General features: G+C 70.3%; 11 protein-coding genes. All 11 read right to left on the bottom strand.

Translation table 11 applies throughout. The features are described from left to right. A partial coding sequence (locus D6682_03250; GenBank protein RMH51885.1) for a glutamate synthase subunit alpha occupies nt 1–672 on the bottom strand: 672 nt, incomplete at its 3' end. Nucleotides 673–1,285: 613 nt separating this feature from the next. Further along, nucleotides 1,286–2,545 carry an FAD-dependent oxidoreductase gene (locus D6682_03245; GenBank protein RMH51884.1) on the bottom strand — a complete coding sequence of 420 codons (1,260 nt, stop codon included), beginning with the start codon at nt 2,543–2,545 and terminating at the stop codon, nt 1,286–1,288. Continuing rightward, complete coding sequence (hpnD, locus tag D6682_03240) at nt 2,542–3,429, bottom strand: squalene synthase HpnD (GenBank protein ID RMH51883.1); 888 nt, start codon at nt 3,427–3,429, stop codon at nt 2,542–2,544. The genes D6682_03245 and hpnD overlap by 4 nt, the downstream gene beginning before the upstream one ends. Nucleotides 3,430–3,586: 157 nt before the next feature. Further along, nucleotides 3,587–4,324, bottom strand: coding sequence for a DUF45 domain-containing protein (locus D6682_03235; protein ID RMH51882.1), 738 nt, complete (start codon nt 4,322–4,324; stop codon nt 3,587–3,589). After that, entirely contained in the window at nt 4,321–5,094 is a 774-nt protein-coding gene (locus D6682_03230; protein ID RMH51881.1) for an SDR family NAD(P)-dependent oxidoreductase, read from the bottom strand. The genes D6682_03235 and D6682_03230 overlap by 4 nt, the downstream gene beginning before the upstream one ends. Continuing rightward, nucleotides 5,084–5,773, bottom strand: a complete 690-nt coding sequence (gene ispD / locus D6682_03225) for a 2-C-methyl-D-erythritol 4-phosphate cytidylyltransferase (GenBank protein RMH51880.1) — start codon at nt 5,771–5,773, stop codon at nt 5,084–5,086. Before ispD ends, D6682_03230 begins: the two co-directional genes overlap by 11 nt. Further along, nucleotides 5,770–6,573 carry a 16S rRNA (uracil(1498)-N(3))-methyltransferase gene (locus D6682_03220; protein RMH51879.1) on the bottom strand — a complete coding sequence of 268 codons (804 nt, stop codon included), beginning with the start codon at nt 6,571–6,573 and terminating at the stop codon, nt 5,770–5,772. Before D6682_03220 ends, ispD begins: the two co-directional genes overlap by 4 nt. Next, entirely contained in the window at nt 6,524–7,576 is a 1,053-nt protein-coding gene (locus D6682_03215) for a VWA domain-containing protein (protein ID RMH51878.1), read from the bottom strand. Before D6682_03215 ends, D6682_03220 begins: the two co-directional genes overlap by 50 nt. Next, nucleotides 7,573–8,262 carry a DUF4381 domain-containing protein gene (locus tag D6682_03210; protein ID RMH51877.1) on the bottom strand — a complete coding sequence of 230 codons (690 nt, stop codon included), beginning with the start codon at nt 8,260–8,262 and terminating at the stop codon, nt 7,573–7,575. Before D6682_03210 ends, D6682_03215 begins: the two co-directional genes overlap by 4 nt. Next, on the bottom strand, nt 8,111–9,028 hold the full coding sequence (locus D6682_03205; GenBank protein RMH51876.1) for a DUF58 domain-containing protein: 918 nt from the start codon (nt 9,026–9,028) through the stop codon (nt 8,111–8,113). The genes D6682_03210 and D6682_03205 overlap by 152 nt, the downstream gene beginning before the upstream one ends. An 8-nt stretch (nt 9,029–9,036) precedes the next feature. Continuing rightward, a complete protein-coding gene (locus D6682_03200) occupies nt 9,037–10,011 on the bottom strand; it encodes a MoxR family ATPase (GenBank protein ID RMH51875.1) in 975 nt (324 codons plus the stop codon). Nucleotides 10,012–10,103: the final 92 nt, after the last annotated feature.

The following is a 10,103-nucleotide window of genomic DNA, read 5'->3' as shown; positions in this document are numbered from 1 at the left end:
GGGGTAGAAGGCGGAGAGCTGATGGGAGAGGAACATCCCCTTGTAGACGATGGTGCGTGAAGAGAAGGAGGCGATGTAGAAGCGGGCCGGGTCGTCGAATGCGCGGTCGGCGACGCGGTGCTGGGTCACCTTGCGGATGACGAAGAGCTTGCGCTCGAACCGCTCCTGATCGCCGCATCCCTCGCCCATGGCGACGAAGCACTGCCGGATCACCGGCCGGCAGTCGAGCACGCTCTGCGGCAGGTCGGCCGCATCGGGGTCGACGGGCACGTCACGCCATCCGAGCAGCCGCTGCCCCTCTTCCCGCACGGTCTGCTCCAGGATCGCCTCGCACTGCCGACGGTGGTCGTCGTCCCGCGGCAGGAAGCACATGGCCACGCCATATTCACCGTGGTCGGGCAGCCGGATCCCCGCCTCCTCGGCGGCGGGGCGGAAGAAATTGTCGGAGAGCTGCAGCAGGATGCCCGCGCCATCGCCTTCGCGGGGATCGGCGCCGACCGCACCGCGATGGGTCAGCCGCAGCAGGATCTCCAGCCCCTGTTCGACGATGGCGTGGCTCTGCCGGTTCTTGATCTGGGCGACGAAGCCGACGCCGCAGGAGTCGTGTTCGAAGCGGGGATCGTAGAGACCTTCCCCGGCGGAGCGCCGGATCCGGGTTGCGGAATGGTTCATGCGCTGTCTCTCCAGAAACTGCTCGACGACGTTGCGAGGAAGCCGGCGCCGCGGCCTGCTCCTGCCGCACACATCCGGAACTTGCCCGGCGAGCGACGGATTGGTCGGGCGACCGAATCCGTGCATCGACCGCCGTCGCGCAAAAGGCCCCGAACGGGCGTTTTGCGGTCTAGATCATCGAAATCTTCGGAATGGAAGCCACCCGTCCGATCCCATCGGGAGGTGTCGGTGGACGGGGCGCGATCCATCTTCCGGCGGAGGGAGCCTGCCGAAAACGGCGGCGCACTATAGCGCAAAGCGGAGGCGTTGCCATCCGGGAAACCGGCCCGCCGGAGAGGGGCGGCGGTGCCGACTGGCGGGAAAACAAGGCGTTAGCCGCGTGGAGAAGAAGCCTGTGGATAACTCTGTGGAGGAGGAAGGGGGAGAGAGGGGGGAAATCAGCGGGTTTGCCATGTGACACGGTGATGATCATATTTTGATCATCGAGAACTTATGATTTATATCAATACGTTATACCGCCTTATTCATGTTTGTTTTCGCTTCATCCGCTAAGTTGCGCAAGCAGGATCGGGGCGGGATGGCGGCGGTGAATAACTGGTTGCATTTCCTTGCCTCACCACCGCTCCAGCACCTGGTTGGCGGCAGCCGTGCCGCGGGCCGCGGCCAGCTCCATGGTCGCCGGAATCGACCCCGGGCGGGGTTGCTCGGCGGCATCGATCACCCCGTCTGGCAGGTCGGCTTCGGGCCAGGGGCCCACCGGATGGGTGGCGCGGCGCACCACTATGGTTCGGCTGCGCACCGGGCGCAGCTTCCCGTGCCCGGTGATTGCAGCCAGTTCGTCGAGCAACCGCTTCCCATCGACGGCCCGGTCGGTGGGAGCGTCGCTGATCACCACGCAGCAGTGGTGCAGTTGCGAGGGAGGGCGTTCCAGCATGGCGTCAATATCAAAAAACCACTCTCCCTTGGTGCCGATGCCGCCGACGAAGCGGGGGTGGGGCAGGGCGAGGGGGTGGTCGAACCAGAAGTGGTGGTTGGCGATGGCCCGGGCGGCGACCGGCCGGCGGATGCCGAGCAGCCGGTTGCGCGCCGCCGGCGGCAACGCCAGCACGATGCGGCGGAACGGACCGAACCGCCTGCCGCGGCTGGACAGCCGCGAGCAATCGATGGCGTCGATCACGCTGTTGCAGCGGATGGTGACGCCAAGCCGGCGGGCGTGGGCGCACAGCGGTTCGATCAGCCCCTCGCGCAGCGGATGGCGGAACCAGCCGATGCGGGCGTTGCGCTGGCTGGAGAAGGCCTGGCGCAGCACCGCATGGAAGCTGGCCGCGTTGGCGCGCGTCGGCGCCTCGTTCATGCTGCCCAGGCAGAGCGGTGTGATCAGGTCGCGCATCGGTGGTTTGGGCAGCCGCAACCGCTCGACCCACCGGGCCACGGAGATGCGCCGTTCCGGCGGCTGACGCAGCAGGCGGATCAGCGCGCCGATCTCGCCCGGACCGTGGCCGGGCAGCCGGGAGACCGCCCACGGCAGGGCGAGCGCCAGCGGTAGGAGTCGGCCCGGACGCAGTGTGAACAGGCCGCGATCGGCCGACCAGAGCGGCAGGATGAGCGACTCCTGCCAGCGGATGTTGCCGCTTCCGCCGGCGCGGGCCAGCAGGCCGAGCAGATGGTGGTAGCAGCCGAGCAGCAGATGGGGGCCGTGGTCGATCCAGCAGCGATCGGCCCGGCTCCACCACGAGCCGCTCCGTCCGCCCGGTTGCGGCGCCGCCTCGAAGATGGTACAGGGGATGCCGTGCTCGCCCAGGATGATCGCCGCGGCCAGCCCGGCCAGGCCACCGCCGACGATCGCAACCGGGGCCTCTCTTCCTGCGCTCATCGGCCCCGGGTCAACCGCACCGGTGCCCCCCGCTTCGCCGCGCGCGCCTCCCGCCGGGCCATGCGCCAGGCGATCCAGATCTTGCCCAGCGGCGAGATGGTCACCGGCCGCCGCCAGACGTCGCCGTCGACCCGCTGCAGCCGGAGCAGGTGGTGGTAGTAGAGCGAGGCCATGATCAGCGAAGCGCGCAGCGCCTCCCGCTCCTCCGCCGGCAGGCAGGCCAGCGCTGCACGATAGGCCTCCCCCGCCTGCGCCCGATAGTCGGCGAGCAGCCGGCGCACCCCTTCGTGCATGTTGCCTTCGATCAGGTCCTGATCGGCCACCCGATGGCGAATGCGCGCCTGCTGCGGCAGGTAGATCCGGCCGTTGGCCGCATCCTCGGCCACATCGCGCAGGATGTTGGTCAGCTGCAGCGCCAGTCCGAGCCGTTCGGCGAAGGCGCGGCTTAGCGGATGGCTGCAGCCGAAGATGGCGATGGTCAACAGCCCGACGGTGCCGGCGACATAGTGGCAGTAGCGGCGCAGTTCCGCATCGTCGGCGATCGGCCGCCCCTCGATGTCCCACAACATGCCGGCGATCATCTCGTCGAACGGGGTGCGCTCGATAGGAAAGCGGCCGCGGACCCAGGCCAGCTCCCGCCCGACCGGATGGGTCGGCGCGTCATGATCGTCGAACAACCGCGCGATCTCCTGCTGCCAGAAGCCGAGCTTGCGGCGGGCGACCTCCCGGTCGCGGATCTCGTCGGCGATGTCATCGACCTCGCGGCAGAAGGCGTAGAGCGCCATCATGGCGCGGCGCTGCTCAGGAGGCAGGAAGAGGAAGGCGTAGAAGAAGGAGGAGCCGGCGCCGCGGGTTCGCTGTTCGCAGTAGTGCTGCGGGGTCAATTCCGATTAGATCGCAAAAAGCCCGTCCGTGGGCTTTTTGCTCGACGGCAATCGAAGAGCGCGGTCTTCGATTGCCTTACAAACCCTTCGCTTGCATCTGCAAGCTTCGGATTTGCGCGGCCGTCCCGGCCGCGGATGACGACTTCTTGCGAAGTCGTCAATTTTGATCTTTTCGCGCCCGCACCCAGGCGGGGAGGGTTCGTTCCGCCGCGCGTAGTTGGCGCTGCAGTTCGGCCCGCTGCGGCTGCATCCGCTCCAGCAGCGCCCGGAAGTCGGGACCGTGGCCGCAGAAGCGCAGGTGGGCCAGCTCGTGGCAGATCACGAAGTCGAGCAGCGCGCGCGGCAGCAGCAGCAGACGGGCGTTGAGCGAGATGTTGCCCTGGCAGGAGCAGCTCCCCCAGCGGCTGCGCTGCAGCCGGACACCGATCCGGCCGGGGATCAGCCCGTGCCGTTCGGCCAGGGCCACGGCGTAGGGTGGCAGAAGCGCTCTTCCCTGCTGTTTGAGGAAGTCCTGCAGCGCCAGGGAGGCCCCCCGCGCATCGGCGCAGGGGCCGGTCAGGACCACCCTCCCCTCCTCCTGGTGGATCCGGAAGCGGGTCGCATCGGGGCGGTCGTCGTATTCGACCTGTGCATCGAATCCGACGGCGGGGAAGTGGAGCCGCCGGGGGAGCTTGGGTGCCAGCTCATCCCGATGGCGCAGCCGGACCTCCCGCTGTCGGGCGGCGATCCAGTCGGCGTGGCGCAGGAGCACTTCATCGAGCCCTTCGCTGCTCCATCCGCGGGGCAGCACCACCTCCACGCGCCCGTCGGGGGGGAGGATGCGCAACGACATCTGCTTGGCCCGTCGCGAGACGCGCACGCGCCAGCCGCCTTGCTGCGCGGGCGAAGAGGTCACGGGGCGAGGTAGCGGCGCATGACGGCGCAGGAGAGCGGGCGCGGCGTGCTCTTCTGCAGCAACCAGAGCAGCCGGTGGCGCCACCCGGGAACAGAGAAACCGCCGCCGCGGGCCAGCGTGGCCAGCGCCGCATCGACCACCCGCTCCGGCGGAGTGCGCAGCCGCCCGCCGAGCCTGTCGGGCATGCCGGAGACGGAGCGGAAGCCGGTCGGCGACGGGCCGGGTGCCAGCGTCACCACCCGCACCGCCCCGGCCAGCTCCGCGCGCAACGCCTCGCTCCAGGAGGTCAGCCCCGCCTTGGCCGCCGAGTAGCTGCCCATCCACGGCAGGGGCGACTCCCCGGCCAGCGAGGAGACATTGATGATGAAGCCGTGCTGGCGACGCAGTTGCGGCAGCAGGGCATGGGTCAACGCCATCGGTGCGATCAGGTCGGTGGCGATCAGCGCCCGGTGGTCGCAGCTCGTGCGCCTCTCGAAGGGGCCCCACAGGCCGAAGCCGGCGTTGTTGACCAGCCCACAGACAGGCGCTTCCGACGATGTTGTCGCATCGAGTAGGGCATCGATGCCCTCCTGTGTGCTCAAATCGGCGGCGACGATGCGGTGCGCCTGCGGCCGATCGAGCTGCTGCCGGCACGCCGCAAGCCGCTCGTGGTCGCGACCGCTCAGAACGAGGTTGTGGCCGGCCTGCTCCAGCCGACGGGCGAAGATGCGGCCGAAGCCGCCGGAGGCGCCGGTGAGCAGCACCACGCCACCGCTCCGCTCACGCCCCACCGAGCTGCTCCTTCAGCCAGCGGAGATCCTCGGCGGTGGTGATCTTGCGGTTCTCCGGTGCGCCGGGGGTGATGCGCACCGGATACCCCGCCGCCTCGAGCAGGGCGGCGTCGTCGGTGAACCCGGCCAGCGCGTCGCCGGCTTGCGCGATCGCCGCCGCAAGCCAGTCGCGCCGCGCCACCTGCGGCGTCTGCACCGCCCGGAGGCGTGCGCGCGGCGGGGTCTGCACCACCACGCCGGTGTCATCGATCAGCTTGATGGTGTCGGTCACCGGCAGGCCGGGGACGGCGGCGCCGTGGGCGGCGGCGCAGTCGAACAGCGCGGAGAGCATCTCGACCGGCGGCAGGGGGCGGGCGGCGTCGTGCACGGCGACCAGCCCGGCCTCCCCGGGCAGCGCCTTCAGACCGGCGGCCATCGAGCAGGCCCGCTCCCGACCGCCATGCACCGGCGGTAGCAGCCCCTCCTGCGGCAGGGTGGCGACGGCGGCGGCGAAACGCGCCTCGTCGCCCTCGGCGATCACCGGTTGGATCCAGCGAATGCGCGGCTCCCGCCGCAGGCTGGTGATGGTGTGGCAGAGCAACGCCCGTCCGGCCACATCGAGGTATTGCTTGGGCACGGGCCCGCCGATGCGTCGGCCGCTGCCCGCGGCCAGCAGCAGCACGGCGACCGGATGGCTCACGCTAGCAGCGCCTGGACGGCGGCGAGCAGCGCGGGGGCGGCGGTCTCGCTGCGCATGGTGCGCGGGCCGAACGACAGCGGGTGGAAGCGGTGACGTTCGAGCAGGGTGACCTCCTGGTCGGTGAATCCGCCCTCCGGGCCGACGGCCAGGGCCAGCGCGTCGGCGTGGGCGAGGGCGCCGCGCGCCTCTGCCCACGGGGTGGTGCCACGCGGATGGAGCAGCCAGCGCAGCGTGCCCGGTGGCAGGGCGGCTGCCACTGTATCGAAGCGATCGGCCCAGGCAACGGTGGGGATGCGTGTGCGCCCGCTCTGTTCGGCCGCCTCGATCACGATCCGGCGCCACCGCTTCAGCCGCCGCGCCCGCCGTGACTCCGGCAGTTGGAGTGTGGCGCGGGCGCAGCCGACGATGGTGAAGGCTGCCGCCCCCAGTTCGGTCGCCTTCTGCAGCATCCATTCGATCCGCTCGCTGCGGCAGGCCCCCTGGATGACGGTCACCGGCAGGGGCAGCTCCCGCTCGATGTCGATGCGGCCTGCCACCCGCAGCCCGGTGCGGTGCAGGGTGGCTTCGTACTCGCCGCCGCTGCCGTCGAACAGGATCAGCCGGCTGCCATCCTCCTGCCGCATCACCCGCCTTAGGTAGTGCTCCTGCCCGGCGCTCGGCGCCACTTCCGCCCCCTCGCGGAGCGGCTGATCGATGAAGAGGCGGATCAACGAACCGCTGCCCCTGCCGTCCGGGGAAGGGGTTTCCTTCCTACTGCGCATCATGTCGCCGTGGGTTCGCGGCAGCGCGCCCCCGACCACGCATCTCCGCGACAACCATCCCGGCCAGCCAGCCGATCGTCAGCAGAAAGGCGGCGGCCAGCGGATAGCAGTAGAGCTCCTGCACCGGCCGGAAGAACTGGCGCTCGCGGGCGACCGGCTCGATGGTGTCGACCTCATGGTAGATCTGCTCCAGCTCGCGGCTGTCTCGGGCGCGGAAGTAGCGGCCGCCGCTCCATTCGGCGATCTCGGTCAGCATCCGCTCATCGAGGTCGGCCGAGGGGTTGACCCGAACCGGGCCGAAGATGCCCTGCTGCACCATGGAATCGGCGCCGATGCCGATGGTGTAGATGCGAATGCCGGCCGCTTTGGCCAGATCGGCCGCCTCGCGTGGCTTGAGGCGGCCGGCGGTGTTGACGCCGTCGGTGAGCAGGATGAGCACGCGACCACGGTTGTGGTGGTCGATCGACATGTGCTTGACCGCCAGCCCGATGGCATCCCCGATGGCGGTGCGCTTGCCGGCCAGACCGATCGCGCTCTCCATCAGCAGCCGCGCCACTGTCTTGCGGTCGAAAGTGAGCGGCGCCTGGACGTAAGCCTGATCGCCGAAGAGGATCAGGCCGAGTCGGTCGCCGGTGCGGCGGGCGATGAACTGCCCGGCGATCGCCTTGATGGCGGTCAGCCGATCGACCCGCCGTCCGTTGAGGGTGAAATCCATGGTCTGCATGCTGCCGGAGAGATCGACCGCCAGCATCAGATCGCGCCCCTTGACCGGCAGGGCGACGGGATCGCCCAGCCACTGCGGTCGGGCGGTTGCCGCCACCAAAAGCAGCCAGATGAGCACCATGGCCGCCAGCCGCCACCGTGCGCTGCGCGGTGGAAGACCGGCAGTGCCGGGGACTTCCCCCCTGGCCTGCAGGATCTCGCCGACGAAGGGGATTCGGATCGCGCCGGCGGTGGCGCGCCCGGCCGCCGGCAGCAGCAGGCGGAGCAGCAGCGGCAGCGGCAGAAGCCACCAGGCCCAGGGCCAGCCAAAGGCGATCACCCTCGCTTCCGCTCCGCCGCAGCCCGGCGTAGCGCCTGCTCCATCCACGCCCGGCAGGCGGCGAGCAGCCGCTCCGGATCGCCCTCAGGCGGGGTGGCGGCATAGGGGCCGGTGGTGAGCAGCGCGGCGAGCTCCGGGTCGGTGAAGCGCTGGGCGATCAGTTGCCGACGATCGAGGAACTCCAGCCACGCCCTCCCCCGCAGGCCGGCTGCCTCCTCGTCGGGGAAGGCCCGCAACGCCACGCGGCGCAACAGCTGCGAGATGTCGCGGCAGAGCGCGCCTGTATCGCCGTCGGCCCGCCAGGCGGCCTCCAGTGCATCCAGCTCGCGCTTCAGTTGCGCCTCCGCCGCCCGTTGCCACCTCTTGCTGCCACCGCTGCACCGCCGCTGCCACCACCACAGTGCGCCGGCGAGCAGAACCAGCAGCGACAGCAGCAGCCACCAGCCGGGTGCCGGCGGCCACCAGGAGACCGGTGGCGGCAGATGGATGTCGCGCAGCTGGGCCAGCGACGGCGCGGTGGCGGCGGCCACCGATTCAGGCCGGCTGCGCCAGCACGCGCAGCGGGTCGTCGCCGGTGGAGAGCTCGCGCAGGTGGATGCCGAGCGCGCGGCAGCGATCGCGCAGTGCCCGGTCGCGCTGCTCCGCCTGCGCCGCGTAGCGCGCCCGCCACTGCCGGTCGCGACCATCGAGCATCACGGTGGCGCCGCCACTCTGCACAGGAAACGGGCCGCCGGCAGGCAGGGCGTGCTCCAACGGGTCGGTCACCCGGATCATGAGCAACGCGCTGTGGCGGGCCAGCGCCGCCAGCTGGCCGGATGGCTCCTCGTCGAAGCCGCGCCCGTCGCTGATCAGCACCACCAGGCTGCCGGTCGGGGTGATCCGTCGCAGGCGGGAGAAGAGGGGGGCGAGCGAGTGGGTGGTGGGCGTTGTGGCCGCCATCCCCCTATCGGCGGCAGGCTGCCATCCCCGGTGGCGGCAGCAGCAGCCGAGCAGGCGCAGCAGGCCGTGGCGGCCGCGCCTCGGGCGCTGTTGCTGGATGGTGCGACCATCGAAGAGCAGCCCGCCGACCCGGTCGCCGTGGGCGACGCCCGCCCAGCCGTAAAGCGCGGCAATGGAGGTGGCCAGCACCGATTTGAAGGCGCCGCGGGTGGCGAAAAACATCTCCGGACGGTAGTCGATGCAGAGCATGATCGGCCGCTCGCGCTCCTCGCGGAACAGCTTGATGTAGGGCGCCCCCTTGCGCGCGGTCACCTTCCAGTCGATGGCGCGGGCATCGTCGCCCGTCTGGTAACGGCGTACCTCGTCGAACTCCATGCCGCGGCCGCGCAGCCGCGACAGGTGGCCGCCGGCCAGCGGCCCGCGTACCGCGCCGGAGAGCAGATGCAGCCCCTCCGCCTTGCGCGACAGCGCGACCAGATGTTGCAGCGAGATGGCGGTCGGGTGCGCGAACAAGGCGCGGATCAGGGCACAGGCACGGTGGCCAGCAGCCGGTCGATGAATCGGTCGGTGCTCTCCCCTTCGGCCTCGAGCTCAAAGGTGAGCGCGATGCGGTGGCGCAACACGTCGTGGGCCAACATTTGTACATCGTCGGGCGAGACGAAGTCGCGCCCGGCCAGCCAGGCGTGGGCGCGGGCGGCGCGGTCGAGCGCCAGTGTGGCGCGTGGGCTGGCGCCGTACTGCAGTTGCGCGGCCAGCTCGCCGCGCCGGGTGGCGGCGGTCAGTGCGACGATGTAGCGCTCTAATGGCTCGGCCATATGCAGGCCGAGTACTTCGGCCCGCGCCTGGCCAAGCAACGCCGGCGTGAGCAGACGCCCTGCCTGCTCCGCTTCGCTGCCGGTGACCGCGCGCAGCGATTCGCCTCGGGTCAGGCGGAGGATCTGCAGCTCCTCCGCCGCGTCGGGATAGTCGATCTTCACCTGCAGCAGGAAACGGTCGAGCTGCGCCTCGGGCAGGGCGTAGGTACCCTCCTGCTCGATCGGATTCTGTGTGGCCATCACCAGGAACGGGTCGGGCAGCGGGTGGCTCTGCTTGCCGACGGTGATCTGCCGCTCGGCCATCGCCTCGAGCAGTGCCGACTGCACCTTGGCCGGCGCGCGGTTGATCTCGTCGGCCAGGATCAGGTTGTGGAACAGCGGCCCGCGCTCGAAGTGGAAGCTGCCATCCTGCGGGCGGAACACCTCGGTGCCGGTCAGGTCGGAGGGGAGCAGGTCGGGGGTGAACTGCACCCGGTGGAAGCTGCCCTCGATGCCGTCGGAGAGCACCTTGATCGCCCGCGTCTTGGCCAGTCCGGGCGCGCCTTCGACCAGCAGGTGGCCGTCGGCGAGCAGGGCGATGAGCAGCCGGTTGATCAGCCGGCGCTGGCCGATGATCCGCCCGGCGATCTGTTGTTCCAGTAGTTGGAAGCAGTGTCGGGCTTCGTTTGGTTTCGTGGTCATGGTCGAATCGCACAAGGTCCGTCCGTGGACGTTGTGCCCTGCTCTGCTGCGATCGAGCGCTGTCGTGTGATCTTTCTGGCCGCGGATGGCGG

The organism is Zetaproteobacteria bacterium, assembly GCA_003696765.1.
GTDB lineage: Bacteria > Pseudomonadota > Zetaproteobacteria > Mariprofundales > J009 > RFFX01.
This window is presented reverse-complemented; position numbering and strand designations above follow the sequence as displayed.